Source organism: Microbacterium sp. CH-015 (assembly GCF_049707015.1).
GTDB classification, from domain to species: domain Bacteria; phylum Actinomycetota; class Actinomycetes; order Actinomycetales; family Microbacteriaceae; genus Microbacterium; species Microbacterium aurum.
Genome location: NZ_JBNAFJ010000004.1, coordinates 12,060 through 37,848 on the forward strand (window position 1 = coordinate 12,060; position 25,789 = coordinate 37,848).

27 protein-coding genes are annotated in these 25,789 nt (G+C 71.7%); 11 read left to right on the forward strand and 16 right to left on the reverse strand.

Annotation, left to right across the window (positions count from 1 at the left end):
* Window positions 1-17: 17 nt before the first annotated feature.
* Together modA and ACPYN4_RS07875 are read right to left on the reverse strand one after the other, a co-directional pair.
* Window positions 18-815 (reverse strand): molybdate ABC transporter substrate-binding protein, encoded by a 798-nt coding sequence (gene modA / locus ACPYN4_RS07870; RefSeq protein WP_287272000.1) that lies wholly within the window; start codon window positions 813-815, stop codon window positions 18-20.
* Window positions 816-817: 2 nt separating this feature from the next.
* Complete coding sequence (locus tag ACPYN4_RS07875) at window positions 818-1,210, reverse strand: TOBE domain-containing protein (protein ID WP_287271999.1); 393 nt, start codon at window positions 1,208-1,210, stop codon at window positions 818-820.
* Window positions 1,211-1,322: 112 nt separating this feature from the next.
* On the opposite strand from ACPYN4_RS07875, the gene ACPYN4_RS07880 reads away from it, so the two are divergent.
* From ACPYN4_RS07880 to ACPYN4_RS07905, 6 genes are read left to right on the forward strand one after another with little or no spacing between them, the layout of a single operon-like run.
* Window positions 1,323-2,438 (forward strand): ThiF family adenylyltransferase, encoded by a 1,116-nt coding sequence (locus ACPYN4_RS07880; protein WP_315551521.1) that lies wholly within the window; start codon window positions 1,323-1,325, stop codon window positions 2,436-2,438.
* On the forward strand, window positions 2,435-3,664 hold the full coding sequence (gene glp, locus ACPYN4_RS07885) for a gephyrin-like molybdotransferase Glp (RefSeq protein WP_424446183.1): 1,230 nt from the start codon (window positions 2,435-2,437) through the stop codon (window positions 3,662-3,664). Before ACPYN4_RS07880 ends, glp begins: the two co-directional genes overlap by 4 nt.
* Before the next feature lie 16 nt (window positions 3,665-3,680).
* Entirely contained in the window at window positions 3,681-4,151 is a 471-nt protein-coding gene (gene moaC / locus ACPYN4_RS07890; protein WP_281651909.1) for a cyclic pyranopterin monophosphate synthase MoaC, read from the forward strand.
* The gene (locus ACPYN4_RS07895) at window positions 4,148-4,804 is read left to right on the forward strand and encodes a nucleotidyltransferase family protein (RefSeq protein ID WP_315551522.1); all 657 of its coding nucleotides are present in this window, start codon (window positions 4,148-4,150) and stop codon (window positions 4,802-4,804) included. Before moaC ends, ACPYN4_RS07895 begins: the two co-directional genes overlap by 4 nt.
* Window positions 4,801-5,070, forward strand: a complete 270-nt coding sequence (locus ACPYN4_RS07900; protein ID WP_312676162.1) for a DUF6457 domain-containing protein — start codon at window positions 4,801-4,803, stop codon at window positions 5,068-5,070. The genes ACPYN4_RS07895 and ACPYN4_RS07900 overlap by 4 nt, the downstream gene beginning before the upstream one ends.
* Window positions 5,067-5,300 carry a MoaD/ThiS family protein gene (locus ACPYN4_RS07905; RefSeq protein ID WP_239279956.1) on the forward strand — a complete coding sequence of 78 codons (234 nt, stop codon included), beginning with the start codon at window positions 5,067-5,069 and terminating at the stop codon, window positions 5,298-5,300. The genes ACPYN4_RS07900 and ACPYN4_RS07905 overlap by 4 nt, the downstream gene beginning before the upstream one ends.
* A 33-nt stretch (window positions 5,301-5,333) precedes the next feature.
* On the opposite strand, the gene ACPYN4_RS07910 is transcribed toward ACPYN4_RS07905, so the two are convergent.
* The 7 genes from ACPYN4_RS07910 to ACPYN4_RS07940 form a co-directional block, all read right to left on the reverse strand.
* Window positions 5,334-5,759, reverse strand: a complete 426-nt coding sequence (locus ACPYN4_RS07910) for a molybdenum cofactor biosynthesis protein MoaE (RefSeq protein ID WP_287271813.1) — start codon at window positions 5,757-5,759, stop codon at window positions 5,334-5,336.
* Window positions 5,756-6,235: a MogA/MoaB family molybdenum cofactor biosynthesis protein gene (locus ACPYN4_RS07915; protein WP_315551523.1), complete on the reverse strand. Its 480-nt coding sequence runs from the start codon at window positions 6,233-6,235 to the stop codon at window positions 5,756-5,758. Before ACPYN4_RS07915 ends, ACPYN4_RS07910 begins: the two co-directional genes overlap by 4 nt.
* 9 nt (window positions 6,236-6,244) lie before the next feature.
* Complete coding sequence (locus ACPYN4_RS07920; RefSeq protein ID WP_424446057.1) at window positions 6,245-6,934, reverse strand: hypothetical protein; 690 nt, start codon at window positions 6,932-6,934, stop codon at window positions 6,245-6,247.
* 121 nt (window positions 6,935-7,055) lie between these two features.
* Window positions 7,056-8,636: an SDR family oxidoreductase gene (locus tag ACPYN4_RS07925; protein ID WP_424446059.1), complete on the reverse strand. Its 1,581-nt coding sequence runs from the start codon at window positions 8,634-8,636 to the stop codon at window positions 7,056-7,058.
* 183 nt (window positions 8,637-8,819) lie between these two features.
* Window positions 8,820-10,751 carry a helicase HerA-like domain-containing protein gene (locus ACPYN4_RS07930; protein WP_424446060.1) on the reverse strand — a complete coding sequence of 644 codons (1,932 nt, stop codon included), beginning with the start codon at window positions 10,749-10,751 and terminating at the stop codon, window positions 8,820-8,822.
* Between the two features lie 32 nt (window positions 10,752-10,783).
* Window positions 10,784-11,470 carry a phosphatase PAP2 family protein gene (locus ACPYN4_RS07935; RefSeq protein WP_424446062.1) on the reverse strand — a complete coding sequence of 229 codons (687 nt, stop codon included), beginning with the start codon at window positions 11,468-11,470 and terminating at the stop codon, window positions 10,784-10,786.
* A gap of 57 nt (window positions 11,471-11,527) precedes the next feature.
* Window positions 11,528-12,865, reverse strand: coding sequence for a multidrug effflux MFS transporter (locus ACPYN4_RS07940; RefSeq protein WP_424446063.1), 1,338 nt, complete (start codon window positions 12,863-12,865; stop codon window positions 11,528-11,530).
* A gap of 188 nt (window positions 12,866-13,053) precedes the next feature.
* On the opposite strand from ACPYN4_RS07940, the gene ACPYN4_RS07945 reads away from it, so the two are divergent.
* A complete protein-coding gene (locus ACPYN4_RS07945; RefSeq protein ID WP_424446065.1) occupies window positions 13,054-13,761 on the forward strand; it encodes a DUF3105 domain-containing protein in 708 nt (235 codons plus the stop codon).
* Window positions 13,758-14,429 (forward strand): DUF305 domain-containing protein, encoded by a 672-nt coding sequence (locus ACPYN4_RS07950; RefSeq protein WP_424446066.1) that lies wholly within the window; start codon window positions 13,758-13,760, stop codon window positions 14,427-14,429. The genes ACPYN4_RS07945 and ACPYN4_RS07950 overlap by 4 nt, the downstream gene beginning before the upstream one ends.
* Before the next feature lie 43 nt (window positions 14,430-14,472).
* Here ACPYN4_RS07950 and ACPYN4_RS07955 read toward each other — a convergent pair whose 3' ends face one another.
* The 4 genes from ACPYN4_RS07955 to ACPYN4_RS07970 all read right to left on the reverse strand — a co-directional run bounded on the left by ACPYN4_RS07955 (window position 14,473) and on the right by ACPYN4_RS07970 (window position 21,081).
* A complete protein-coding gene (locus ACPYN4_RS07955; protein ID WP_424446067.1) occupies window positions 14,473-17,316 on the reverse strand; it encodes an HAD-IC family P-type ATPase in 2,844 nt (947 codons plus the stop codon).
* A gap of 23 nt (window positions 17,317-17,339) precedes the next feature.
* A complete protein-coding gene (locus ACPYN4_RS07960) occupies window positions 17,340-18,317 on the reverse strand; it encodes a carbohydrate ABC transporter permease (RefSeq protein WP_239279969.1) in 978 nt (325 codons plus the stop codon).
* Complete coding sequence (locus tag ACPYN4_RS07965) at window positions 18,314-19,657, reverse strand: carbohydrate ABC transporter permease (RefSeq protein ID WP_239279970.1); 1,344 nt, start codon at window positions 19,655-19,657, stop codon at window positions 18,314-18,316. The genes ACPYN4_RS07960 and ACPYN4_RS07965 overlap by 4 nt, the downstream gene beginning before the upstream one ends.
* A gap of 89 nt (window positions 19,658-19,746) precedes the next feature.
* Complete coding sequence (locus ACPYN4_RS07970; protein ID WP_424446069.1) at window positions 19,747-21,081, reverse strand: ABC transporter substrate-binding protein; 1,335 nt, start codon at window positions 21,079-21,081, stop codon at window positions 19,747-19,749.
* 225 nt (window positions 21,082-21,306) lie between these two features.
* Between ACPYN4_RS07970 and ACPYN4_RS07975 the strand changes: the two genes are divergently transcribed.
* Window positions 21,307-22,329: a LacI family DNA-binding transcriptional regulator gene (locus tag ACPYN4_RS07975; RefSeq protein WP_424446071.1), complete on the forward strand. Its 1,023-nt coding sequence runs from the start codon at window positions 21,307-21,309 to the stop codon at window positions 22,327-22,329.
* Between the two features lie 70 nt (window positions 22,330-22,399).
* Here the strand turns inward: ACPYN4_RS07975 and rplL are convergent, their stop codons facing one another.
* Both rplL and rplJ read right to left on the reverse strand, forming a co-directional pair.
* Window positions 22,400-22,789, reverse strand: a complete 390-nt coding sequence (gene rplL, locus ACPYN4_RS07980) for a 50S ribosomal protein L7/L12 (RefSeq protein ID WP_239279975.1) — start codon at window positions 22,787-22,789, stop codon at window positions 22,400-22,402.
* A gap of 44 nt (window positions 22,790-22,833) precedes the next feature.
* A complete protein-coding gene (gene rplJ, locus ACPYN4_RS07985) occupies window positions 22,834-23,349 on the reverse strand; it encodes a 50S ribosomal protein L10 (protein WP_239279976.1) in 516 nt (171 codons plus the stop codon).
* On the opposite strand from rplJ, the gene ACPYN4_RS07990 reads away from it, so the two are divergent.
* The gene (locus ACPYN4_RS07990; RefSeq protein WP_424446072.1) at window positions 23,348-23,494 is read left to right on the forward strand and encodes a hypothetical protein; all 147 of its coding nucleotides are present in this window, start codon (window positions 23,348-23,350) and stop codon (window positions 23,492-23,494) included. The two genes, rplJ and ACPYN4_RS07990, sit on opposite strands and share 2 nt — an antisense overlap.
* Window positions 23,495-23,684: 190 nt before the next feature.
* Here ACPYN4_RS07990 and ACPYN4_RS07995 read toward each other — a convergent pair whose 3' ends face one another.
* Window positions 23,685-24,710, reverse strand: coding sequence for a hypothetical protein (locus ACPYN4_RS07995; protein WP_424446073.1), 1,026 nt, complete (start codon window positions 24,708-24,710; stop codon window positions 23,685-23,687).
* A 293-nt stretch (window positions 24,711-25,003) separates the two neighbouring features.
* Between ACPYN4_RS07995 and ACPYN4_RS08000 the strand changes: the two genes are divergently transcribed.
* Window positions 25,004-25,723, forward strand: a complete 720-nt coding sequence (locus ACPYN4_RS08000; protein ID WP_076689717.1) for a YqaJ viral recombinase family protein — start codon at window positions 25,004-25,006, stop codon at window positions 25,721-25,723.
* The last annotated feature ends 66 nt before the right edge of the window (window positions 25,724-25,789 follow it).

Sequence of the window (25,789 nt, forward strand, 5' to 3'; positions counted from 1 at the left end):
GACGGTCCGGCCGGCGGTCACGGCGCCCCGAATCCGAGCGCGCTCAGCACCTGCTGGCCCCGGTCCGACAGCACGAACGCGACGAACGCGCTCGCCGCCTCGGGGTTCGCAGCACCGTTCAGCGCGACCAGGGGGTAAGTGTTCACGACCGCGTCGGCGGCGGGAGTGTCGACCCTCTCGACGTCGGTCGTCGTGGCCGCATCGGTCACGTACACGAGCCCCGCGTCGGCCTCGCCGCTCGCCACTTTCGTCAGCACCGCCGTCACATTCTGCTCATAGCTGTCGACGGATGCCGTCACGCCGGCGTTCTGCAGGAGTGTCGCCGACGCCGCGCCGCAGGGCACCTCGGCGGCGCACAGGACGACGTTGAGGTCGGGCTTCGCGAGATCGGCGAGACCCGTCACGCCACCGGGATTCCCCGTCGGGACGACGAGCGTGAGCACGTTCGTGGCGAACGGCTCGGGGTCGCTCGCGAGACCGGCATCCACGACCTTCTGCATGTTCTTCTCGTCGGCCGAGGCGAACACGTCGACGCGGGCGCCCTCGATGATCTGCGTCGCGAGCGTCGACGACCCGTCGTAGCTGATCGGCAGGACATCGACCTCGGGGTGGGCGGCCTCGAACTCGGCCGCGAGCTCGTCGAAGGCGGCGGCGAGGGAGGCCGCGGCCGAGATCGTCAGGCTGCCCGACGGCGTCGCGGCGGCGTCCGTCTCCGATGGCGTCGCCGCCGGAGCGGTGTCTGCGGACGCGCAGCCGGTGAGGGCGAGGACGGCGGCGGCCACAGCGGCCAGGGCGGTGAGCGATGTGCGGCGCATGATCAGTCCCTCGGGGTCTCGACGATGACGGTGGTGGCCTTGACGACGGCGACGGCGAGCGAGCCGGGCTCGAGGTTCAGCTCCCGGACAGCCTCGGCCGACATGAGGGAGACGACGCGGTGCGGCCCGGACTGGATGTCGACCTGCGCCATGACCCCGTCGACCTGGACGCGCGTGACGAGGCCCGTGAAGCGGTTGCGGGCGCTGGAGAGCACGTCGGTGGGGTCGCCGGGCACGCGAGCGAGCTCGACGGCCTTGGCCGCGAGGTCGGCGCCGGGGATCTCGACGGGGGTCCTGCCGGTCGTCGACAGGACGCCCTGGTCGACCCACCGGCGCACGGTGTCGTCGCTGACGCCCAGCAGACGGGCGGCGTCGGAGATGCGGTATGCGTTCATGCAGCCAAACTATCCCGCACACGCGGATCTCTCACCGGTTTTATTCCGCAACCGCGGTTTCCACGGTCGACGCGCGCCCGCCACCGCACACCCGGAGGGTTACCCTGATCCCATGCCGCTGCCCCCGCTCGTCGCGCCCGTCGCCGCGCTCCCCGCGGACGAGCGCGAGCGCACGCAGCGGCACGCCGTGCTGCGCGGTTTCGGCGAGGAATCCCAGCGCCGCCTGGCGGCGGCGCACGTCGCGATCGTGGGCGCCGGGGGCCTCGGGTCACCGGCCGTGCTCGCCCTCGCGGCCGCCGGTGTCGGCATCCTGACCGTCATCGACGATGACGCCGTCGATCTGCCGAACCTGCAGCGGCAGGTGCTGCACCGTCTCGCCGACGTGGGCGCCCCGAAGGTCGACTCCGCCGTTCGCGCCGCAGCCGAGCTCAGCCCGCACACGGTCGTCCGCGCCGTGCGCGAGCGGCTGTATGCCGGCAACGCCGACGCCCTCCTCTCGGGCGCCGACCTCGTCATCGACGGCTCCGACACCTTTGCGACCCGCGCGGTCGTCGCGGCCGCCTGCGAGCGGCTCGGCGTGCCGCTCGTGTGGGGCGTGGTGCAGGAGTTCCACGCCCAGGTGACGGTGTTCTGGTCGCGGCCCCCCGCCGGCCGCGAACCCGTCGTGCTCGCCGATCTGCACCCGCCGGACCAGGCGGGCGAAGCCCCCAGCTGCGCGGCGGTGGGGGTGCTCGGCGCCCTGACGATGCAGGTCGGGTCGCTCCTGGCCGCCGAGGCCGTCAAGCTCATCACCGGTGTCGGCGAACCGCTCCTCGGCCGCGTGCTGCTCATCGACGCCTTGCAGGGGCGGACGACGGACGTGCCGCTGCACTCGGCATCCGCCGCCGCATCCCCCGCCGCGCCGACGCCCGCCGGCCCCGCCCCCGCGCCGGCCGCACCGGAGCCGATCCCGCTCGTCACGGCGGCCGAGATGCTCGCGGCGCAGGCCGACGAGGCGGCGACGCTCCTCGACGTGCGCGAACCGTGGGAGACGGATGCCGGGATCGTCCGCGACTCCGTCCTGATCCCGCTCGGCACGTTCCTCGCCGATCCGTCCGCGCTCGAGGCGGACGGCCCCGTCGTCGTCATCTGCGCGCACGGGATCCGCGCACTGCAGGCCGCCGAGACGCTGCGCGCCCGCGGCGTCGACGCGCGCGTGCTCGCGGGCGGACTGGCGGCGTGGTCGTGAGCGCGATGGCGACGGTCGAGGAGCATCTCGCCGGCATCCTCGCCGTCGTCGTGCCGCTGCCGGCCGTCACGGTGGCGCTGGCGGATGCCGCGGAGCGCACGCTCGCCGCGCCCGCCCGCGCCCGCGTCGATCTGCCGCCGTTCGACAACTCCGCGATGGACGGGTTCGCCGTCCGATACGCCGACGTCGCGGCGGCCGGGGACACGCCGCGGCGGCTGCGGGTCGTGGCCGACCTGCCCGCGGGCTCGCCGGCCGATCCGCCGCTCGCGCCGGGGCAGGCGATCCGGATCATGACGGGGTCCGCCGTCCCCACGGCGACCGACACGATCGTGCCGTTCGAGGACACCGCGGGCGGGCTCGCCGACTCGCTCGGCGAGATCGTCGTCACGGCCGCGCCGAGAGCCGAGGGCGCGCACGTGCGCCGCCGCGGCGAGGACACGCGCGCGGGCGATGTCGTGCTGCCCGCCGGAACGCGACTGGGGCCGCTGCAGCTGGGCGCGCTGGCGGCGGCGGGCATCGACCGGGTCGAGGTCGCCGCGCGTCCGCGCGTCGCGGTCGTCTCCACCGGCAGCGAGCTCGTGCCGGCGGGCGCGCCGCTCGAGCGCGGGCAGATCCCGGAGTCCAACGGCATCCTGCTGGCACACCTCGCCGCCGGCGCGGGGTCCGAGATCATGCGCCGCGCGAGCGTCGACGACACCGGGCCCGAACTGGCGGCGCTCGTCGCCGAGCTCACGGCGGGCGCGGGCGCCGTCGACGCGATCGTCTTCACCGGCGGTGTCAGCGCCGGCGCGTACGAGGTCGTGCGGCAGACCGTCGGCCAGATGACCTTCGGGAAGGTCGCGATGCAACCCGGCAAGCCGCAGGGCTTCGGGGTCGCGGAACGGACGCTGATGTTCGGCCTGCCCGGCAACCCGGTCAGCGCGGCCGTCTCCTTCGAAGCATTCGTGCGCCCGGCCCTGCTCACCCTGCAGGGCCGCACGTCGGTGCACCGGCCGGTGCTGCGGCTGCCCGCCGCCGTCGGCTGGCGCACTCCGCCCGGCAGGCGCCAGTACCTGCCCGTCACGATCGACCGCACCGATCCCGCCGGGTGGCGGGTCACCCCCGCCTCCGCCGGTGGCTCGCACCTCGCGGGGCGCCTCGGCAGTGCGGAGGCGTACGCCGTCGTCCCCGCCGAGGTCGACGCGGTCGCGGCAGGCGACGCCGTCGACGTCATGCTGCTGGACTGAAGACCGAGAGGATGCCATGAGCTTCACCCACCTGGATGCCGCCGGCCACGCCCGCATGGTGGACGTCACCGACAAGCAGCCGACCGTGCGCGCCGCGACCGCCCGCGGGTTCGTCCGCTGCGCGCCGGATGTCGTCGCGTCGCTGCGCGACGGCACGACCCCGAAGGGCGACGTGCTGGCGGTGGCCCGCATCAGCGGCATCCAGGCGGCCAAGCGCACGCCCGAGCTGCTGCCGCTCGCCCACGTCATCGGCGTGCACGGCGCGACCGTCGACCTCGAGGTGACCGACACCGGCGTCGAGATCGAGGCGACCGTCCGCACCGCCGACCGCACGGGCGTCGAGATGGAGGCCCTCACCGCCGTCGCCGTCGCGGGCCTCGCCATCGTCGACATGGTGAAGGGCCTCGACAAGGCGACGGCCATCGAGAACGTGCGCCTCGTCCGCAAGACCGGCGGCAAGAGCGGCGATTGGACGCGCCCGGAATGACCGAGCGCAAAGGCACGGGCGCGATCCTCCTCGCGGGGGGCCGCGCGACGCGCCTGGGCGGCATCGACAAGCCGCTGCTCGAGATCGACGGCCGCTCCCTGCTCCAGCGCGCGCTCGACGCCGTCGCCGGATGCGAACCGGTCGTCGTCGCCGGTCCCGCGCGCAGTGACGTGGCCGGAGCCGTCACGTGGGTCCGCGAGGACCCGCCCTTCACGGGACCCGCCGCCGCGATCGTGGCCGCGCTCGCGGCGCTGCCGGAGCAGCCGGCACGGCCGGACGCGCCCGGACCCGCCTGGACGCTCCTTCTGGCCTGCAACCTCGCCGACCCCGCCGCCGCGGTCGCGGCGCTGACCGGCGCGCGCGCCGCGGCGTCCGCCGACCTCGACGGCTGGTGCCTCGGCGACCGCGACGGCCGCGCACAGTGGCTCACGGCCCTGTACCGCACCGCGGCACTGCGCCGCGCGGCGGCGGCGCTGCCGGATGCCGGGACGCACGCCTCGGTGCGGACACTCGTCGGGCCGCTCCGGCTCGAGCTCATCGCCGCCGGGCCGGCGACGGACGACATCGACACGTGGCACGATGCCGAGCGCGCCGGTGCGCGCCCCCGGCCCGTCCCAACCGCGCTTCTCACCCCCACGAAGGAGACGCCATGAGCGATCGCACTCTTCCCCCCGAGGCCCTGGACGCGTGGGCCGCCGCGCTGCGCGAGCGCTTCGGCCTCGCCGACGACGACCTGCCGATCGCGCTCATCCTCGACCTCGCCCGTGACGTCGCGAACGGGGTGGCGCGACCCGCCGCGCCGTTCAGCGCGTTCGCAGCGGGGCTCGTCGCGGGTCGCGCGGGCGGCTCTCCCGACGACGTCCGGGCGGCGGTCGCGGCGGTGACCGAGCTTGCCGCGGGCTGGGACGACCGCCCATGACGCAGGTGCGCTACTTCGCCGCGGCGGAGGAGTTCGCCGGCCGCGCCACCGAGCAGCGCGACGACGCGACGCTCGGCGCGCTGCGCCGCACACTCGCGGCGGACTACCCCGCGCTCGGCGCGATCCTCCCCCGCTGCGCCGTGCTCGTGGACGGCCGTCGCAGCGACGACGAGACGGCGCTGGGGGCGGCATCCGTCGTCGACGTGCTCCCCCCGTTCGCCGGGGGCTGAGCCCCGCCGGGTCTCACCGCTCGTCCGACGCCCTCAGCCGCCGATGCCCTTCCAGAGGGCCTCGCCGTCGTCGGTCCACTGCTTCTTCCACACCGGCAAGGACCGCTTGATCTCCTCGATGACGTCGCGGCAGATCGTGAACGCGTCGCCTCGGTGCGCCGTGCCGACGGCGATGACGACGGCGGCGTCGCCCACCGCGAGCCGCCCCACGCGGTGACTGACCGCGACGATCGCACGGCGGTCGCCGATCGCGCTCATCGCGATGTCGTGCAGGGTGGCCTCGGCATCCGGATGCGCGGAGTACTCGAGCGCCACGACGGGACCTGCGGCCTCGGGGTCCTGCGCGCGGACGGTGCCGATGAAGCTCGTGACGGCGCCGACCCACGGCTGCTCGACGGCGGCGAGGTGCGCGGCGGCGTCGAGCGGCGCGTCCGAGATGCGGGCGATGGCGATGGTCATGCGTGATCGGCCCCTTCGAGCTGGTGGACGACGTGCGCCGCGACCGCCACGACGACGGACATGCCGGTCGCGACGGCGCGCGGCGAACCGGGCAGGTTGACGATGAGGGCGCGTCCGGCGACGCCGGCGATGCCGCGCGAGAGGAGGGATGCCGGGGTGTCGGCGAGGCCGCGGCGACGCAGCTCCTCCGCGATCCCCGGCACCTCCCGCTCGATCACGCGTGCGGTCCCCTCCGGGGTCTCATCGCGCGGCGACAGTCCTGTGCCGCCCGTCGTGACGACGACGCGGGCGCCGACGGCGATCGCGTCGCGGAGCGCCTGGGCCACGGCATCCGCCCCGTCGGGGACGACGGTCGCCTCCGCGCACGCGAACCCCCCCTCGCGCAGTTGCGCGACGGCGATGGGGCCGCTGGTGTCGGGTCGCACACCGGCGGCCGACCGGTCGGAGACGGTGATGACGGCGGCGGGGATGCTCACCCGCCCAGGCTACGCCGCGGCGGGGCGCCCGCCCCGGCGCGACCACCGGGGGAGCAGCACGAACCCCGCGACGGGCACGGCGACGACCGGGGCGGTCAGCGACAGCAGGCACGCGCCGGCGAGGGCGAGCGCGAGGGCGAAGAGGACGCGTTCGGCACGGATGCCGGGGGCCGCGATTCGCGCGAGCTCGAGCCGCTCCCCCGCGATCGTGAGCACGAGGAATGCGGCGAGCAAGGGGACGAGAGGCGCAGGCGGCACCCCGCCGCACCACGCGACCGCGGCGAGAAGGCCGCCCGCCGCGCCGAGCGCCTGCACCGCTGTCGCCGTCATGGGCTGGCGGCGCCAGATCGCCCGGTACTGCAGCACGTGCACCGCGAGCCCCGCGACCGTCGCGGCCTGGGCGGCGGGGAGCGGCACAGGCGTGACGGCGGCGATCGCACCGATGGCGAGGAGCGCGGGCGCGGCATACGCCCAGCCGGCGCGCAGTGCGACGGCACGCTCGAGGCTGATGAGGGTGCCGACGAACCCGAAGACGAGCAGCGGCGCGTGCAGGTCGGCGAGCCGGTCGGAGAGGATCGGCAGCGGCAGGCCGAGCAGCAGGAGCCCCGCGATGAGTCCGAGCACGAGTGCCGCCGCGGCGGGGAGGACCAGCAGCAGGCGGGCGCGGGACGCCACGCCGGCGCGGGACGATGTGTCCATACCACAACGCTAGCCCGCGGCGCGGAGACCCCCGCCGGTCAGGCCGTGTTTATTCACCCGCGGCCGGGGCCGCGCGCACACCCGCACGCGCTGTTGAAATCAGCACGCGCGGTCGAGACCTTCAGGCGCGCGTGCCGATTTCGATAGCGGAACCGACGGCGGACACCGCGGCATCCGCCTCGGCGGCTGCCGTGATCCGCGCCGCCATGCCGCGGAAGATGAACCCGTGGAACGGCAGCACCGCGAGCCAGTACAGGCGCCCGGCGAGCCCGGACGGAAAGAACACCGCGCGCTGCCGGTACCTCGCGCCGCCGTCGTCCTCCTCCGGCTCGCACTGCAGATCCAGCCACGCGAGCCCCGGCACGCGCATCTCGGCGCGCAGCCGCAGCAGCCGGCCCGGTTCCACCCGCTCCACCCGCCAGAAGTCGATCGCGTCGCCGACGGCGACGCGGCCGCGGCTACGGCGTCCGCGCGTGAGGCCCACCCCACCGACGACGCGGTCCATCCAGCCGCGCAGCCCCCACAGCAGCGGCGCGGAGTACCAGCCGTTCTCGCCGCCGATCCCCGCGATGACGGCCCACAGCCGCTCCGGCGACGCCGTCGTCGCGGCGCTCCGCACATCCGTGTACACGGTGCGGCCAGCCCAGTCCGGGTCGCTCGGGAGGGGATCCGACGGAATGCCGGTGACCTCGGCATCCTGCCAGCTCGTCTCCACGGTGTCCGCCTCGACGCGACCGAGGGCGAGGGCGACCGCCCGCCGGTAAGGAGTGAGGCCGTCCGCCGGGGGCGGGATGAGCGCATCCACGGCGTGGTCGTCCATGACGCACTCGTGCACGAGCGACGCGATGAGCGGCCGCGCGATCGCGCGCGGCACGGGGGTGACGAGATTTACCCAGTGCGACGCGAGTCCGGGTGTCAGCACCGGCAGTGCGGCGATCGCCCGCTGCCGCAGACCCGCCTCGACCGCGTAGCCGTTCATCATCTGCCCGTAGCGCAGCACGTCGGGACCGCCGATGTCGACGGCGCGGTTGACCGAGGGATCCACCCGCGCGGCGCCCAGCAGGTAGTGCAGCACGTCACGGATCGCGATCGGCTGGATGCGGTTGCGCACCCACCGCGGCGCGGGCATGTACGGCAGCACCTCGGTCAAGTGGCGGATCATCTCGAACGACGCCGACCCCGACCCGATGACGACGCCCGCCTGCAGCACGAGCGTCGGCACGCCGCTGTCGAGGAACACCTCGCCCACCGCGACGCGCGAGCGCAGGTGCGGGCTGAGGTCGCCGGTGCGCGGATGCAGACCGCCGAGATACACGATGCGGCGGACGGATGCCGCGGCCGCCGCCCGCGCGACGGCGTGCGCCGCGGCGAGGTCGGCCTCCTCGAATCCCCGCCCCTGCCCCATCGAGTGGATGAGGTAGTACAGCACGTCGACGTCGTCGCACGCGGCGGCGAGCGCCCCGGCATCCGTCGCCGACCCTTCGACGGCCTCGACGTCATCGCCCCACGCGAACGCCGCGAGACGGGCGGGGTCGCGGACGAGCACCCGGACGCGATATCCCGCCGCGATGAGCCGCGGCACGAGCCGTCCGCCGATGTATCCGGTCGCCCCCAGGACGAGCGCGCGCGGGGCGCTGCCGTCGGATCGGGGGACGGCGCGCAGCGCCGCTTCGCGGCCGGTGGGCGTCGACAGCTCAGTCATGTCGGCGAGCGTAAGCGGCTCTCGCGGCGCAGAGCAATGGCTTGCGTCCCCCGTCCCGCCGCGATAGGACATCTCCGACGCAGGAGATCTCGCCGAGGCAGGACGTGGCAGCGATCACACATCCTGGCTCGGTGATATCTCCTGTCTTCGTGAGGCGCGTCCGGCACCAGCCGGCACCGCGCGTCAGCGCCGGCCGGTCCCGAACATGCCGCGGATGACGGAGGTCAGGATCGTCTGCGTCGCCTTCGACCCGAGTACCTGCTCGAGGGGGGACTTCTCGACCTTGCGGGTCGTCCGCGTGCGCGACGTGCCGCCGGACGCCTTCATCAGGCGGTCGTACTCCTTCTGCCGTTCGCGCTCCGCGGCGGCGTCGGCCTTGGCGATCGCGGCCTGCTGCGTGGCGTACTCGGCATCCGCCTTGGCCTTGGCGGCAGCGGCCTCCTCGGCGGCCTCCGCTTCGGCGGCGGCGTTCATCTTCGCCGTGAGGATCTCGCGCGCCGATTCCCGGTCGATCGCGGTCCCGTATTTCGCGAGCAGCGGCGACGCGTGCACGGCCCGCTCGATATCGGGGTCGGGCGTCGGCGACATGAGCCCCTGCGGCGCGCGCAGACGCGTCCAGGCGACGGGCGTGGGCGCCCCCTTCTCGCTCATGACGGTGACGATCGCCTCGCCCGTGCCGAGTTCCTGCAGCACCCGCTCCAGGTCGTAGCCGCTCTTCGGATAGGTGCCGACGGTGGCGCGCAGCGCCTTGGCGTCGTCGGGGGTGAACGCGCGCAGCGCGTGCTGCACGCGCGAGCCCAGCTGCGCGAGCACGTCGGAGGGGACGTCCTTGGGCGTCTGCGTCACGAAGAACACGCCGACGCCCTTCGAGCGGATGAGGCGCACCGTCTGCGTGATCGCCGCGAGGAAGTCCTTCGAGGCGTCCGTGAAGAGCAGGTGCGCCTCGTCGAAGAAGAACACGAGCTTCGGCTTGTCGGCGTCGCCGACCTCCGGGAGGATCTCGAACAGCTCCGCGAGCAGGTACATGAGGAAGGTCGAGAACAGCGCGGGCTTGTCGGCGATGCCGGGCACTTCCAGCAGCGAGATCACGCCCCGTCCGTCCGCCGCGACGCGCAGGAAGTCGCGGACGTCGAACTCCGGCTCGCCGAAGAACACGTCGGCCCCGTCGTCGGCGAACGTGATGAGCTCCCGCAGGATCACCCCGGCCGTCGCGGCGGACAGCCCGCCGAGCGTCTTCAGCTCCGCCTTCCCCTCATCGCTCGTCAGGTAGGTGAGCACGGCGCGGAGGTCAGACAGGTCGACGAGCGCGAGCCCGTTGGCGTCGGCGTAGTGGAACACCAGTCCGAGGCTCGACTCCTGCGTCGCGTTGAGCCCGAGCACCTTGCTCAGCAGCAGCGGCCCGAACCCCGACACGGTCGCGCGCACCGGCACGCCCTTGCCGATGCCGCCGAGAGCGAAGTACTCCGTGACGGATGCCGTGGGCTTCCAGTCCTGGCCGATCGCCTGCGTGCGGGCGAGGAGCTTCTCGTTCGACTCCCCCGGCGTCGCGACGCCCGACAGGTCGCCCTTCATGTCGGCGGCGAACACGGGCACGCCCTTCGCGACGAGCTGCTCGGCGAGGCCCTGCAGCGTACGCGTCTTGCCGGTGCCGGTCGCCCCGGCGACGAGCCCGTGCCGGTTCATCATCGCGAGCGGGATGCGGATCTGCGCCGCTGGCACCGGCTCGGTGTTCATGAGGGCGCCGAGATCGAGCGTCTGCCCCTCGAACGTGTAGCCGGCGACCACCGCCGCGATCTCGTCCGCGTCGAGCGGTCCGGCCGAGCCGGCGGCGGATGCCGGCGCCTCGGCATCCGGCGTCGCATTCCGAGGAGATGGCGGATTCCGAGGAGCGGATGCCGGGATATCGTCCTCGGCATCCGTTTTCTCCTCGGAATCGGCCGCATCGGCATCCGCCGCCGCCGCACCACCGGCATCCGCCGCCGAACCATCCGCCGCCGCCCGCGCGGCCTGGGCCGCGGCGAGCGCCGCCTTGGCCTGTGCGAGCTTCAGTGCGGCTTCCGCCGCCTCGGCTTCGGCCTGCAGTCGGGCCAGTTCCGCGTCATCGGGAGCGCTCATGGCGTCAGCCTAGCGAGCGACCCCGCCGCGGTTCACGCCTGTCGTGCCGCGGGGGCGGCCGGCGCCCCGACGCGCCGGCCCCCGGCATCCGCCCGCGCCCGTTCCTGCTCCAGCACGACGGTGAACGCGCCGGCCACCACGAGCGCCGCACCGATCCCCGCCAACGTCCCCCCGACCGTGTCGCTCAGCCAGTGGGCGTGCACCTGCGTGCGACTGAACGCCATCGCGAAGATCCACGCAGCGCCGATCACGGCCACCCAGATCCGCGGGAACAGCACGACGGCGATCGCCGCGATGGTGGCGGCGTTGGCGGTGTGCCCCGAGGGGAACGAGCCGTGATCGGAGACGACGATCATGTCTTCCGGGCGCGCGCGACCGAACATCCCCTTGATCACCTGCACCACCAGCGCGCTTCCCGCCGAGGCTGCCAGCACGAACACGGCGCCCCACGGACGGCGCAGCGCCAGCATCACCGCTGCGCCGCCCAGCGGCACGACGAAGGTCGCGAACCACCCCCCGCCGAGGAAGTTCAGCGCGAGGGAGAACGGCTGCAGGAACGCGAAGGTCGAGACGAAGCCGTTCCACCAGTCGTCGACGTCGACGTCGGCCTCGAGGGCGATGAGGATGCCGAGGCCGACCGTCGCGGCGATGAGCACCACCCCGATGACGAGGCGCTGCAGGCGTGTCGTGAGGAGGTCGTCGTCGATCGGCGGGCGCATCGCCCCATCATGCCTGACGGCGTCCGCACCGCGCCGACCCCGCGCCGCGGGTGCCCGTCAGGGCGCGAGACGCTCCACGGTCCGCGGGCGCACGACGAACCACAGCGACAGCACCGCGACGACGCCGCAGCCGGCCATGACGATCGCCATCGTCGTAGCGGTGATCCCGGCCCCCTCCGACAGGGCGCCGACGAGCGGGGTGATGATGCCCGCGACCCCGAAGTTCACGGCGCCGATGACGGATGCCGCGGTCCCGGCGGCCTTCCCGTGGCGATCGAGTGCGAGCACCTGCACGCACGGGAACGTGAACCCGCACGCGGTCATGAAGACGAACAGCGGCACCATCGTCCCCCACACCCCGAGCCGCAGCGCGTCGGTCGCCATGATGGCGGATGCCGCGAGCACGAGCACCGCGGTGGAGCAGGCGAGCACCCACTGCGGACCGAAGCGAGCCGCGAGCCGCGACGCCGTCTGCACGCCGAGGACGACGCCGAGGGAGTTGACGGCGAACAGCAGGCCGTACTGCTGCGCGTCGAAGCCGTAGCCCTCCTGGAAGAGGAACGACGAGGAGGACAGGTAGGAGAAGAGGCCGGAGAAGGTCATGCCGCCGATGATGAGCACGCCGATGAACACCCGGTCGCTGAACACGCTCTTGTACCGCTGCAACACCGTGGCGCCGCCGCTGTCCTGCCGCCGCGCCTTCGGGAGGGTCTCGGGGACAAGGGCAATGGCGGAGATGAGCATGACGACGCCGTAGATCGCGAGCACGACGAAGATCCCGCGCCAGGGCATGACGGCGAGGAGGGCCGATCCGATGAGCGGTGCGACGACGGGCGCGACGCCGGAGACGAGGGCGAGCCGGCTCAGCATGACGACGAGGCGCCGGCCGCCGAACAGGTCGCGCACGATCGCCATGGCGACGACGCCGCCGGCCGCGGCGCCGACACCCATGAAGACGCGAGCGACGGTCAGCAGCTCGAGCGTCGGGGCGAGCGCGGCCGCGACGCTGGCCACCACGTGCAGCGCCGTGACGGCGAGCAGCGGCACGCGACGGCCGACCTTGTCGCTGAGGGGACCGACGACGAGCTGGCCGAGCGCGAACCCGATCATCGTGCCGGTGAGGGTCAGCTGGATCGCGGCGGCCGTCGTGTGGAAGTCCTCCTGCAGCACCGGGAAGGCCGGCAGATACAGGTCGATCGTGAAGGGGCCGAGGGCGGTGAGCGCGCCCAGCAGGATGATGTAGACAACGCGCCGCGCGGTGGAGATGGCGTCACCGGGGTGCAGGACGATCGGCGCGGTGGCCGGGTTGGCGCCCAGGGTGCGGATGGCGCCCGTGCGGGCGGCGCCGGCGCGCTGGTCGGGGCTGACGGTGGGGATCGATGCGGTGTCGCGCACGGTGTCCAGACGTTCGTGGGGAGAGGCGGGGGCTGCCGGATCGGGGAGCGCGGGAACGGCTCGAAACGATTCGGGGCGGAGGCTGAGTCTAGCGCTTTCCCAGCCTCTCCTCCCATGCGACCGCATAGACTCGAGGGGTGCCTCCGCACGGCGGAGCGCCTTCCCGTCCCCGAACCGAGATCACGCACATGACCCCGACGTCCTCCGGCAAGCGCTCCAGCGGCAACCCCGCCACGCAGGCCAAGATCGAGCTGTCCGTCAAGCAGCAGCGCGAGCAGCAGAAGCAGGAGAAGCTCGCCGAGTACCAGCGCCAGCTCGCCAAGCGCCGCCGCAACCGGCTGACCTGGTGGGTGGTCGGCGTCACGGCGGGTCTCGCCGTGGTCGCGCTGATCGCGGCATCCGTCATCTTCGCGCCGAAGAAGGTCACGTACGAGGCCGGCGGCACCGGCGCCGACATCGAGGGCGTCGAGACGTTCACGAACGAGACGCAGCACGTCGCGGGCACCGTCGACTACCCGCAGAACCCGCCGGCGGGCGGCCCGCACAACCAGTACTGGCTGAACTGCGGCATCTACGACCAGCCGCAGCAGAACGAGAACGCGGTCCACTCCCTCGAGCACGGCGCCGTCTGGGTGACGTACGACCAGGCGCAGATGTCGGGCGCCGAGCTCGACGAGCTGAAGTCGCACCTGCCGTCGACGTACGTGATCCTCTCCCCCTACGAGGGGCTGCCGTCGCCCATCGTGCTGAGCGCGTGGAACGCGCAGCTGCAGCTCGAGCGCGCCTCCGACACCCGCATTCCGGAGTTCTTCGAGGAGTACTGGCGCAACCAGAACGTGCCCGAGCCGGGGGCCGCGTGCACGGGCGCGATCGACGGGCCCGGCAAGCAGTCGTGACCGACCCCGACGGCGACCGCCGCGCCCTCCCGCCCTGGTGGGCGGTGCTGCTCGTCGTCGTCGCCGTGGCGGGCGTCGCGTTCGCGATCGGCCGGTTCTCGACCTTCGGCGCGCTGGGTGCGGGCACGGTGCCCACGAGCGACTCCCCCGAGGCGGGATTCGCCCGCGACATGCAGGTGCACCACGGTCAGGCGGTCGAGATGGCGATGGACATCTACCGCACCACCGAGAACCCCGACGTGCGCGTTCTCGCCTACGACATCGCCACGACGCAGTCCGCGCAGAAGGGCGAGTTCTACGACTGGCTCGTGAAGTGGAACCTGCCGCAGTCCGGCGGGCCGCTGATGGCGTGGATGGATGCCGCAGATACGGCCCACCAGCACGTCGCGACTCCCGGGGCATCCGAAGCGGAGCTGCTGACGCAGATGGGGATGGCGAGCCCCGCGGAACTCGCCGCGATGCGCGCCGAGACCGGGACGGCGGCGGACTGCACGTTCCTCGCGCTCATGATCCGCCACCACGAGGGCGCGCGCCCGATGGCACAGGCGCTGCTGCAGCTGGGATCCGAGCCGCGCGCGCTGCAGGTCGCGCAGGGCGTCATCGACACCCAGTCCGCCGAGATCGACCTCATGACCTCGCTCCGGCGGGGCATGGCCTGCACCGACTGAGCAGACGCGCCGATCCCGCGCCGGCGGCGCGCCCCACACCCGCTCAGGCCGTCATCGACGAGTCGCGCAGGCGGGAGAAGAACCGCGACGCCGGGGGCAGCCACGGCAGCACGATCGCCACGACGCCGATCACCGCGACCCCGGTCGCCCACAGGTTCGACAGGCGGCTGTCGGCGAGCACCAGCACGGTGAGGCCGACCACGATCACGAGGTACACGCTCACCAGCAGCCGCAACAGACCGCTGCCGCGCCGCATGCCCGCCGCCGCCGCGAGGATCATGAGGCCGAACAGGGCGATGCCGGCACCGAGCAGCGACACCCGCAGGACGTCGTCGTCGGGCACGTCGTAGCGCGCGAGCAGCACGATCAGCCCGAGCCCCGTCGCCGCGAGGGCAGCGACGTACGCGAGCACGGCGGCGACGGTGATCGCCGGCGGCGTCGGGGCGGGTGCGGCGGCGCTGTCGAGGCCCGCGGCGGCCAGTGCCCGGGTGAGGAAGCGCCGGTGGAAGAAGCGCACGACCTCGATGGCCGCGATCATCGGGATCGCGACGAGGGTCAGCAGCACCGCGGCATCCTCCCCCGGGTCGCGCAGATCGAAGAAGGCCGTCGACAGCGGCACGGTGAAGATGATGACGAGCCCGACGAACATCGCCCCGACGATCAGCACCTTGTAGCGGTTGAGCGGGCGCGAGAGCACCGCGAGCACCCAGATGCCCACGATCGCGAGGATGATCGTGGTCCCGGTGCGCAGCTGCGGCTGCGGCACCTCGAGACTGCGCGCGAGCAGCGAGTAGGTCGTGAGTCCCGTCGCGATGATGAGCCCCGCCGGCACGGCGAACGACAGTGACCGCGGCAGGAAGCCGGGCACGTAGCGGCGCGCGTTCGGCATGAGCGCGAGGAAGAACGCCGGGATGCCGATCGTGAGCCCGTCGGTGATGGACAGCTGCCGGGGCAGGAACGGGAACTCCAGCAGCAGCGCGCCGAAGACGACGGCCAGCGTCGTCGCGTAGACGGTCTTGGTGAGGAACAGCATCGAGACGCGCTCGATGTTGGCGATCACCTGGCGTCCCTGCGCGACGACGGCCGGCAGGTGCGAGAACTGGCCGTCCAGCAGCACCAGCCGGGCGACGGCCTTCGTGGCGGCCGCCCCGGAGTTCATTGCGATGCCGATGTCGGCCGTCTTGATCGCGAGCGCGTCGTTGACCCCGTCGCCGGTCATGGCGACGGTGTGGCCGCGGGCCTGCAGCGCGGTGACCATCCCCTTCTTCTGCTCGGGCGTGACCCGCCCGAACACCTCGTGGGCGTCGAGGATCTTGCCGAGCTCCGCTTCGTCGGTGGGGAGCGTGCGCGCGTCGTAGCCCTCCGCGACGTCCAGCCCCACTTCCCGCGCGATGGCGGCGACGGTGCGGGGGTTGTCGCCCGAGATGATCCGGATGCTGACGCCCTGCTGCCGGAAGTACTCCAGCGTCTGGGCGGCATCGGGGCGGATCTGCTCGCGGAAGGTCAGCAGCACGACCGGAACGAGGCCGGCCGGCAGGGTCTCGGCCTCGGCCTCGGCGGGGATGAGGGACGCCGGGGCGTGCGCGAGCACGAGGGTGCGGCGGCCGGTCGCCGCGAGCTCGGTGACCCGGCGGCCGAAGTCGCCGGTGTCGTCGGTGGCGGCGTCGCCGAAGACCATCTCGGGGGCTCCCATGACCCAGGTGCCGCTCGCCTCGGAGACCGCGCTCCATTTGCGGGCGGACGAGAACGGGATGGTGGCGGTCGCTTGCAGCCGGTCCGCGTCGGGGAAGGCGTCCGCGAGCACGCGGGCGGTGGCGTTGGCGTCGGGTGCAGCGCCGTACCAGGCGAGGGCGTCCCGCCAGCCGGACGCGGCGTCGACGGCTCCGCCCGCCGCGGGCAGTTCGTGCGCGGCGTCGAACGCGATGTCGCCGACCGTGAGCGTCCCGGTCTTGTCCAGGCAGATGAGGTCGACGCGCGCGAGGCCCTCCACGGCCGGCAGCTCGTTGACGAGCACCTGCTGGCTCGCGAGCTTCGCCGCCCCCACCGCGAACGCGATCGATGTCATGAGCACGAGACCGAGCGGGATCATCGCCGTGATCGAGGCGATCGCGGCGGTGACGGCATCCGTCCACCGGCCGCTCGAGAACGCTGCGCCCCATCCGCCCATCACCTGCATCTGCGCGTTGAGCACGAGGATGCCCACCGGGGCGATCGCGAAGCTCACCCACCGCAGCACGCGATCGATCGACGACCGCAGCTCCGACCGCATCAGCGAGAACTTCTTCGCCTCGTCGGCGAACCGGTTCGCGTACGAGTCCGCGCCCACCTTCGTCACGCGCGCCGCACCCTCGCCGGCCACCACGATGGAGCCCGACAGCACCTCGCTGCCGGGGAGCTTGTCGACGGCATCCGACTCGCCGGTGAGCATCGACTCGTCCACCTGCAGCCCGCGCGCGGTGACCACCTCGGCGTCGGCGGGGATCTGATCGCCCGCGCGCAGCACCAGGATGTCGTCCTCGACGACCTCGCCGGGCGGGATCTCCACCTCCGCGCCGTCACGCCGCACCCGCGCCTGCGCGGCGTTCAGGAGCGCGAGACGATCCAGGGCCCGCTTGGCGCGGAACTCCTGGAACGAGCCGATGACGGCGTTGCCGATCGCCGCGAAGCCGAACAGCGCGTCCTGCCAGCGGCCGATGACGAACAGGATGCCGAAGCACGCGAACACGATGGCGTTGAACAGCGTGAACACGTTCGCGCGCACGATGCTCCAGGCGCTCCGGCTCGCATCGGCCCGATAGGCGTTGACGCGGCCGTCGGCGACCCGCGCCGCAACAGCGGCGGCGTCCAAGCCGATCGCGGGACCGACCTGGACGCCGGAGCTGGTCATGCTCTCACTCTACGGGGCGAGACTCATCCCTTGGTGGCGCCCGCGAGCAGGCCTCGGACGAAGAAGCGCTGCAGTGCGAAGAACACGATGAGCGGCACGATGATCGAGATGAACGTTCCGGCGGCCTGCAGGAACCACTGGTCGCCCCAGGTGCCGGACAGCGAGTTCAGCGACTGGGTGATCGGCAACGAGGACGATGGCGCGAAGATCGTCGCCACCAGCAGGTCGTTCCACACCCAGATGAACTCCAGCACCGCGAACGACGCCAGCGCGGGGGCCGCCAGCGGCAGGATCATCCGGAAGAAGATCTGCCCGTGTCCGGCACCGTCCACACGCGCCGCCTCGATGACCTCGCTCGGGATCTCGGCGATGAAGTTGTGCAGCAGGAACACCGCGAGCGGCAGGGCGAAGATCGTGTGGGCGATCCACACCGTCGCGAAGCTGTGCTCGAGTCCGCGCAGCTCCAGCGGTGGGAAGATCGTCACCTCTCCCACCGTCATACCGCGGGAGAACAGGCTCAGCAGCGGCACGAGCGCCATCTGCAGCGGCACGATCTGCAGCGCGAACACCGCGATGAAGGCGAGGTTGCGACCCTTGAAGTCGATCCACGCGAACGCGTAGGCCAGCAGCGACGCGATCGCCAGCGCGAAGAACACCACCGGAATGGTGATGGCCAGCGAGTTGAGGAACGACTCCCCGAGCGTCAGCGCCGTCCCGCCCGACGTGAGCGCGGCGCGGTAGTTGTCGAGTGTGAACGACGGGTCGACGAAGACCGTCCACCAGCCGGTGCTCTGCACGTCCGATCCGGGCCGGAACGAGGTGACGAACAGGCCGAACGTGGGGATCGTCCAGAAGATGGCGATGACGAGGGCGGCGATCGTCGCCCCCTTCGAGGTCAGGCGCTTACGCGCCATCGCCTCATGCTTGCGCGTGTCACGCGCGACCTGGCGAGCCGAGCGGGTGTCCAGCCGCGGCTCGATGATGTCGACGCCGGTGCTCATCGGATCTCCCTCTGCTTCCGGATCTGGATGATATTGAAGACGATCAGCGGCGTCACGAAGATGAACAGCACGACCGCGAGCGCAGCCGCGTGGCCGTAGCTCTGGAACCGCTGCTGCTGGTTGACCATCTCGAAGGCGAGCACAGAGGTGTTGGCGCGACCGCCGGTCATGACGGCGACGATGTCGTAGATCTTCAGTGCCGCGATGGCGATCGTCGTGACCACCACGACGATCGACGAGCGGATGCCGGGGACGGTCACGTTGCGGAACCGCTGCCAGGCGTTGGCGCCGTCGAGCTCGGCCGCCTCGTTCTGCTCCGGTGGAACGGCCTTGATCGCCGCGGAGAGGATGACCATCGCCAGGCCCGTCTGGCTCCAGATGAACACCACCATCAGCAGCAGGCTGTTCACGAGGGGCGTAACGCTCAGCCAGGCGACGGGGTCGCCGCCGAAGGCGGTGACAATGGCGTTGAGGATGCCGAGCTGGTCGCCCTGCCGGTAGTCGTAGACGAACTTCCAGATGATGCCGGCGCCGACGAACGAGATCGCGAACGGCATGAAGATGAGCACCTTCAGGTACTTCTCCCCCGCCGCCCGGTCGATGAAGACGGCGTAGGCGAGGCCGACGATCGTGGCGATCGTCGGGCAGATCAGCACCCAGATGACGGTGTTGATGACCGACCACGTGCCCTCGGGCTGAGTGAACACCCACACGTAGTTGTCGAACCCGATGAACTCCTTGCCCGTCTTGTCGTAGAACGACTGCACGAACGTGGCGATGAACGGGTAGATGAGGCCGATCAGCAGCAGTACCGCGGCGGGAGCGGCGAACAGCACCAGCTGGAAGAGGTAACCGGCGCCCTCGCGGGCACGGTAGTCCACCCAGAAGAGCACGCCGCCGGCGACGATCGCGATGCCGAGCACGTAGACGAACGCGTTCTGGTACGGCCGCAGCATCATGAGGGCGAGCACCGGAATGGCGAAGCTCGCCACGAGCCGGATCCAGAAGTAGCGCTTGCCGGGCCGCGGCGCGTACTCGATCAGCAGGAGCAGGATGCCGACGACGGCGCCGAACACGACGAGGATGATCGGGATCTGCACGATCGGCCCCATGTTGCCGAGCCACTGGAAGAAGGCCGTCAGCGAGACGCCCGGGATGACGATCTTCGCGGGGTCCTCGACCGGGGAGCTCAGCAGCAGGAGGACGAGGAGCGCGAGGATGACCACGAGCCCGCCCACCCCGATGAGGACCGAGGTCCGTGAGGAGAACCGGTGGCGAGGGCCGGGTGGCTCCCCACCGGCCTGGTCGGTGCGCGGCGGCGCGGTGGTGGTGTCGGACATCGGTGGCCTCCGTGTTCTTCGGCGGACGCGGAAAAGAAGAAGATGTGCCGGGGCGGGATGCCGTCGGCATCCCGCCCCGGCGGATCTGACTAGTTGTTGTAGCCGGCCTGGATGTCTTCGAGGACCGTGGCCTGGTCCTTGCCGTCGATCCAGTCGACCATGCCCTTCCAGAACGAGCCGGAGCCGACCGTGGCGGGCATGAGGTCGGAGGCGTCGAAGCGGACCGTGGTGTTCGGGTCCTGCAGGAGCTTCATCGCCTCGGTGAGGAACTCGCTGGACGCCTTGCTCGGGTCTGCCTTCAGGTTGGCCGAGATCGCGCCACCCTCGCTGACGCGAGCGTCGGCGAACTCCGGCGAGGACATGAAGTCGAGCACCTTCTCGGTGGCCTCGCTGTCGCTGAAGCCCGCGACGAACTCGCCGCCGACCTCGATCGTCGCCGAGCCCTCCTCGTAGCCGGGCAGGACGAAGGCGTACACGTCGCCGTCAGGGCCGATCTCGGGCGTCTTGCCGTCGGCGGTCTGCACCGTCAGGAAGTTCGCCGTAAGGAACGACGCCTGGTGGGTCAGCGGGCACGATCCGTCGGCGACCTTGGCCGCGACATCGCCGAACGCGGTGTCGTTGATGCTCTTGACATCACCGAAGCCGGCGTTGACGTACGACGGGTTGAGCAGAATGTCGCCGACCGCCGTGAACGCGTCGGCGATCTGCGGGTCGGTGAACTTCACGTCGCCCGCGACCCACTGGTCGTAGACGTCGGCGCCCGACTGGCGCAGGACGAGGTCCTCGATCCAGTCCGTCCCCGGCCAGCCCGAGGCGTCGCCGGATTCGAAGCCCGCGCACCACGGCGCTGCTCCGGTCTTCTCCTGGATCGTCTTGGTGAGCGCGATCAGGTCGTCCCAGGTCTTCGGGACCTCGACGCCCCATTCCTTGAACTTCGCCGGCTGGTACCAGACGTAGCCCTTGATGTTGGCGAGCATCGGGGCGGCGTAGAACGTGTCGTCGAAGGTGCCGTACTTCTTCCAGTCCGGAGACCAGTTGGCGTCGACGTTGTCCTCGACCGACTGCGGGGCCGCCTTGACCTCACCCGTCTCGACGAGCGTCTTCAGCAGGCCCGGCTGCGGCACGATCGCGATGTCGGGCGCGTCGCCACCGGTCACCTTCGTGACGATGTTCCCCTCGAAGCCCTTGTCGCCGGTGTACTGCACCGTGACGCCGCTGTCCTTGCTCCAGTCGTCGAAGACCTTCTGCAGCGCGTCGGCCTCGGAGCCGGTGATACCGCCGGAGATACGGACGGTTCCGCCCGCCGCCCCGCTCTCGGTGCCGCCGCCGGTGTTGCCACCGCCCTCAGCGCAGCCGGTCAGGGCGAATGCCGCCACTCCGATGACGGCCAGAGGCGCAATCCAGCGCCGGCGTGACATCCCCATGTGATTCCTCCTCGTTGAGTGCTCGGATGATTCCTGATGCACACGGCTCCATAGGGAACCGTTTCCAGGCAAAGCTATTGGACGCGCTCCCACGACACAAGTCGCCGATTGTCACAACCCGATAACGACCGGAATCACGTGCCGGAGAATGGGTCCATGATGTCTGCAACCGGTTCCATACTGGGAGAAACTTCTTACGTTCGATCGGCTCGAGGGGGAGCGTCGATGGCAGGCATCGCGGAGGTCGCCGCCCACGCGGGCGTGTCGAAGGCGACCGCCAGCCGCGCCCTCAGCGGCGGGGGGTACGTCTCCCCCGCCACGAAGTCCCGGGTGCGCGCCGCCGCGGCGGAACTCGGCTATGTCCCGTCCGCCGGCGCGGTGGGCCTCGCCACGGGGCGCACCCAGAACGTCGGTGTCGTCATGCCCTACGTCAATCGGTGGTTCTTCGCCGAGGTGCTGGAGGGCATCCAGCAGGCGCTGCTGGAGCAGGGCCTGGACCTGACGCTGTATGAAGCCAAGCCCGGCTCCGATGGGCGGGCGCGCATCTTCGACGACTTCCTCGCCCGCAAGCGATTCGACGGGCTCATCGCCGTGGGCCTGGAACCCGTGGACCACGAGCTGGAGCGCCTCACCCGCATCGACCGTCCCATCGTCAGCGTGGTCGGCTCGAGCGACCTCACGAGCGTCGTCGCCGTCGACGACGACTACGCCGCCCGCCGCGCCACGGAGCATCTCATCGGGTTGGGGCACCGCGAGATCGCCTTCGTGGGGGGCGCGCCGGAGAGTCACTGGGCGCACGTCGATCAAGAGCGCCTCGCCGGCTATCGGCACGCGATGCGAGAGGCCGGCCTATCGCAGTTCGTCCGGCACGCCCACTCCGAGGTGACACTCCCCGGCGGCTATGCCGCCGCCGCCGACCTGCTCGGCGACGCGCGACGCCGCCCCACGGCGATCGTCGGGGTATGTGATGAAGTCGCGATCGGCGCCATCATCGCGGCCCAGCGTCTCGGCATCCAAGTCCCCTCCGCCCTCAGCGTCGTCGGCATCGACGATCACGAGTTCGCCGAGATGTTCGCCCTCACGACGCTGCAGCAGGTGCCGCGCGAGCAGGGCAGGGCCGCCGTGGACATGCTCCTCGCCGAGATCACCGACCCCGAGCGGCCGCGCACCGAACTGCGGATGCCGGCGCGGATGGTGATCCGCAACTCCACCGCCGCGGTCACGTCACACGATCACGACGACGCCTGACGCCGCATCCACCGACGCAGAAGGCCCCGGGAAAACCCGGGGCCTTGCGCAGTTCTTCGTGAAGAGCTGATTACTTCAGGGTCACCGAAGCGCCGGCCTCCTCGAGGGCAGCCTTCGCCTTGTCGGCGGTCTCCTTGTTGGCGCCCTCCAGGACAGCCTTGGGAGCACCGTCGACGACGGCCTTGGCCTCGCCAAGGCCGAGCGAGGTGAGCTCGCGGACGACCTTGATGACCTGGATCTTCTTGTCGCCGGCGGCCTCGAGGATGACGTCGAACGAGTCCTTCTCCTCGGCCTCGTCGGCGGGGGCACCACCGGCGGGGGCGCCGGCAGCGGCGACCGCGACGGGGGCGGCGGCGGTGACGTCGAAGGTCTCCTCGAACGCCTTGACGAACTCGGACAGCTCGATGAGCGTGAGCTCCTTGAACGCGTCGAGCAGCTCCTCAGTGCTGAGCTTTGCCATGATGTATCTCCTTGATTGGGGTTGTTCTACGCCGAGGCCCTGAGTCAGGCCGCGGACTCCTGCTTCTCACGCAGCGCGTCGACCGTGCGAACGGCCTTCGACGGCAGCGCGTTGAAGACGTAGGCCGCCTTGGTCAGCGAGGCCTTCATCGCACCGGCGAGCTTCGCCAGCAGGACTTCACGGCTCTCGAGATCGGCGAGCTTGTTCACCTCGGCAGGCGAGAGCGCGGCACCGTCGAAGTAGCCGCCCTTGATCACCAGCAGAGGGTGTGCCTTGGCGAAGGCACGCAGACCCTTCGCGACGGCGACCGGGTCACCGTGCACGAAGGCGATGGCCGACGGACCCTTGAGGTCGTCGTCCAGCCCCTCGACCCCGGCGTTGCGCGCCGCGATCTTGGTCAGCGTGTTCTTCACCACGGCGTACTCCGCGTCCTGACGGATGCTGTTGCGAAGCTCCTTGAGCTCCGCAACCGTCAGACCGCGGTACTCGGTCAGCAGAACGGCGGTCGAGTCCTCGAAATTCTTCGTGAGCTCGGCGACCGATGCTTCCTTCTGCGCCATGGCCACTCCTTGTGTGTACGAGACGCTCCGCGGTGGCGGGGCGTCGGCCGCCGTCGCTGCTCTCGTGAACTCCACCCGCAACACGAAAAAGCTCCGGCGCAAGCGCACGGAGCTCGAATCCGGTTTCCCGGGAGTCAGTCTGTGACACCTGCGCGGGCCTCTGCGTGGTGCAGAGCTTCGTCGGCATCCGCTTGCGCGCACACCGAGACCAGCGGTCTTTGGCTTCCACCACTCTACGCGCCCCCGCCGCCCCCGCCAAATCCGCGCCCGCCCCCGCGTCCCTCCTCTCGCCCCCCATCGTCGCCGAGCGCGCCCGTTGCCGCCGAGCGCGCCCACTATTGCCCGTACAGAAGGGGCCGCCTCGGCAGAAACAGGCCCGATCGGCGCTGCGGAAGCTCGATTCCGAAACTCCGAAGTCGGGCCGCGAGCACCTCGGGGCTGGTGGCATGGGCGTTGCCGCCGCGGACGAAACCCTTCCGGGTCGTGCCGCGTACCCAGTCCTCGCGCTGCTTCTCGGCGAGCAGCACCTCCTCCAGCGTCCGCCCGGAGCGCAGCGCCTCGTCGGTGTACTTGGCCTCACCGTCGCACTCGTAGAACGTCGCCACCTCCTGGATCTCGAGGTCGAGCCAGTACGACCCCCGGCTCGGCGCCGCGACCTGCACCTGGATCGCCGGCTGCCCGAACCCGAGTCGGCGCAGCTGCAGCTTGGTCACGACCTCGAGCGGCTTCTGCGAGCGCCCGTCCGCGACCTCGAGCAGAGAACGGGCGTGACGGATGCCGCGGGCTCCCGGCATCCGGTCGACGCGCTCGGTCAGGTCCGCGAGCCACGCGGATGCCGCAGCGACGTCGTACTGGCGCGGGTCGCCGCCGATGCGGCTCAGGATCTCGTCGATGAAGACGAGCGCGACCTCTGCGCTGGCGAGCCGCGCCAGATCGTATGCCGTGCGCAGCGGCGACGTGCACAGGATGCCGTCGACCTCGACGATGTCGGCCTCATCGAGCTGCCCGCGATGGCGGATGACACTGCCGACGGTACGGCGCTCGGCATCCGGATACAGCGCGTGCACGCGCATGACGCGCACGCGGTACACGCCGACGCCCAGCACCGCTGCGGCGGAGGTGAACGCGAAGACGGGCCGGACCTCGGCGGCGTCGTTCACCGCGACGACCCGGGCGAGATGCTGCGATTCCGGCCACAGCCCGGCCCAGTGCTCCGCGAGCATGTACCACCCGCGGTGCACCCGCACCAGAATGCCCGCTGCGACGTCCTCGCGCAGCTGCCGCTCCGACCGGCCAGCGCCGATCACGTCGTCACGCGAGAGCAGGAGGGCCCGGACGGTGGGGATGTCCACGTTTCGCATCGTCCGAGCGTCCTCGCGTGGCGCCCGCCGCGGGTCGCGGCAGCCCCCATCTGTGGACACTTCGCCGAAATCCTCGACTGGGGAGGAGGCGACGGGGGCGCGCCGACTGCGCCCGTTCTCGCCGAGTGCGCCCACTATGTGCGGGCAATACCGGGCGCGCTCGGCGAAGGAGGAGGAGGAGGAGAAGGAGGAGGAGCGAAGCGGGCGAGGGAGGGGCAGAGGGAGTGGCAGAGGAGGGGGGGAGGCGGCGTGCCGGGGCGAGCGCGTCGCCGGAGAGGGTTAGCCTCGAAGGCATGACTCCGGAGGCCTTCGCACGCGTCGCCCCGGACCTCGCCGGGCGCATCGTCGCGGACTCCCGGGACCGTGTCGCGTGGATGCGCGCCCGTTCGCGAGGGATCACCGCGACCGACGTCGCGCAGCTGACCAGCCACACCGCGATCGCGCGCGCGGCCGATGCGAAGCTGGGCGGCGGCCGCGGCTTCTCCGGCAACGCCTATACCGACCACGGTCGTCGCCGCGAGCCCGAGATCGCGGCGTGGGTCGCCGCGACCCACGGCATCCACCCCTCGTCCGCCCTCTTCCACGCGGTGGTCGAGAAGCGGCACCTCGCGACCCCCGACGGCATCGCCGTCGACGCCGACGGCCGCATCACCCTCGCCGAGATCAAGACCACCAACAAGACCTGGCGGTCGATCCCCCGCACCTACCTGCGGCAGGTCTGGTGGCAGCAGCACGTGCTGGGCGCGGAGCGCACGCTCGTCGTGTGGGAGGAGCACGACGGCTTCGTCCCCGTCGGCGACGAACCGCGCTGCGCGTGGGTCGACCGGGACGAGCGCGAGATCACGCAGCTCGTGCGCCTCGCGACCGAGCTGATCGATGAGCTCTACCGCCGCACCACCCTGCGTCGCACCCAGGGACCGGGCGCATCCCCCGCGCCCGGCGCGGTGTCGGTGCGGGATGCCGCAGCATCCGCCCCTCGCGAACCCTTCCGCGCGCTGGCACTCGCCGACTGACCCGCCGGCTGTCCCCCTGGGGGAGTGTTCGCATGCGGGAATAGTTGACGCCGGTCAACGATTGAT

What these genes read in the sequence shown, in the direction of transcription:
- ACPYN4_RS07880 (WP_315551521.1), top strand. Translation starts at nt 1,323, where the DNA reads ATGCCGCTGCCCCCGCTCGTCGCGCCCGTCGCCGCGCTCCCCGCGGAC.
- ACPYN4_RS07965 (WP_239279970.1), bottom strand. Translation starts at nt 19,657, where the DNA reads ATGTCCGACACCACCACCGCGCCGCCGCGCACCGACCAGGCCGGTGGG.
- moaC (WP_281651909.1), top strand. Translation starts at nt 3,681, where the DNA reads ATGAGCTTCACCCACCTGGATGCCGCCGGCCACGCCCGCATGGTGGAC.
- ACPYN4_RS08000 (WP_076689717.1), top strand. Translation starts at nt 25,004, where the DNA reads ATGACTCCGGAGGCCTTCGCACGCGTCGCCCCGGACCTCGCCGGGCGC.
- ACPYN4_RS07955 (WP_424446067.1), bottom strand. Translation starts at nt 17,316, where the DNA reads ATGACCAGCTCCGGCGTCCAGGTCGGTCCCGCGATCGGCTTGGACGCC.
- ACPYN4_RS07975 (WP_424446071.1), top strand. Translation starts at nt 21,307, where the DNA reads ATGGCAGGCATCGCGGAGGTCGCCGCCCACGCGGGCGTGTCGAAGGCG.
- ACPYN4_RS07990 (WP_424446072.1), top strand. Translation starts at nt 23,348, where the DNA reads ATGGCCACTCCTTGTGTGTACGAGACGCTCCGCGGTGGCGGGGCGTCG.
- ACPYN4_RS07935 (WP_424446062.1), bottom strand. Translation starts at nt 11,470, where the DNA reads ATGCGCCCGCCGATCGACGACGACCTCCTCACGACACGCCTGCAGCGC.
- ACPYN4_RS07925 (WP_424446059.1), bottom strand. Translation starts at nt 8,636, where the DNA reads ATGACTGAGCTGTCGACGCCCACCGGCCGCGAAGCGGCGCTGCGCGCC.
- ACPYN4_RS07900 (WP_312676162.1), top strand. Translation starts at nt 4,801, where the DNA reads ATGAGCGATCGCACTCTTCCCCCCGAGGCCCTGGACGCGTGGGCCGCC.
- ACPYN4_RS07905 (WP_239279956.1), top strand. Translation starts at nt 5,067, where the DNA reads ATGACGCAGGTGCGCTACTTCGCCGCGGCGGAGGAGTTCGCCGGCCGC.
- ACPYN4_RS07895 (WP_315551522.1), top strand. Translation starts at nt 4,148, where the DNA reads ATGACCGAGCGCAAAGGCACGGGCGCGATCCTCCTCGCGGGGGGCCGC.
- modA (WP_287272000.1), bottom strand. Translation starts at nt 815, where the DNA reads ATGCGCCGCACATCGCTCACCGCCCTGGCCGCTGTGGCCGCCGCCGTC.
- ACPYN4_RS07995 (WP_424446073.1), bottom strand. Translation starts at nt 24,710, where the DNA reads ATGCGAAACGTGGACATCCCCACCGTCCGGGCCCTCCTGCTCTCGCGT.
- rplL (WP_239279975.1), bottom strand. Translation starts at nt 22,789, where the DNA reads ATGGCAAAGCTCAGCACTGAGGAGCTGCTCGACGCGTTCAAGGAGCTC.
- ACPYN4_RS07875 (WP_287271999.1), bottom strand. Translation starts at nt 1,210, where the DNA reads ATGAACGCATACCGCATCTCCGACGCCGCCCGTCTGCTGGGCGTCAGC.
- ACPYN4_RS07970 (WP_424446069.1), bottom strand. Translation starts at nt 21,081, where the DNA reads ATGGGGATGTCACGCCGGCGCTGGATTGCGCCTCTGGCCGTCATCGGA.
- ACPYN4_RS07910 (WP_287271813.1), bottom strand. Translation starts at nt 5,759, where the DNA reads ATGACCATCGCCATCGCCCGCATCTCGGACGCGCCGCTCGACGCCGCC.
- ACPYN4_RS07920 (WP_424446057.1), bottom strand. Translation starts at nt 6,934, where the DNA reads ATGGACACATCGTCCCGCGCCGGCGTGGCGTCCCGCGCCCGCCTGCTG.
- ACPYN4_RS07930 (WP_424446060.1), bottom strand. Translation starts at nt 10,751, where the DNA reads ATGAGCGCTCCCGATGACGCGGAACTGGCCCGACTGCAGGCCGAAGCC.
- ACPYN4_RS07945 (WP_424446065.1), top strand. Translation starts at nt 13,054, where the DNA reads ATGACCCCGACGTCCTCCGGCAAGCGCTCCAGCGGCAACCCCGCCACG.
- rplJ (WP_239279976.1), bottom strand. Translation starts at nt 23,349, where the DNA reads ATGGCGCAGAAGGAAGCATCGGTCGCCGAGCTCACGAAGAATTTCGAG.
- ACPYN4_RS07960 (WP_239279969.1), bottom strand. Translation starts at nt 18,317, where the DNA reads ATGAGCACCGGCGTCGACATCATCGAGCCGCGGCTGGACACCCGCTCG.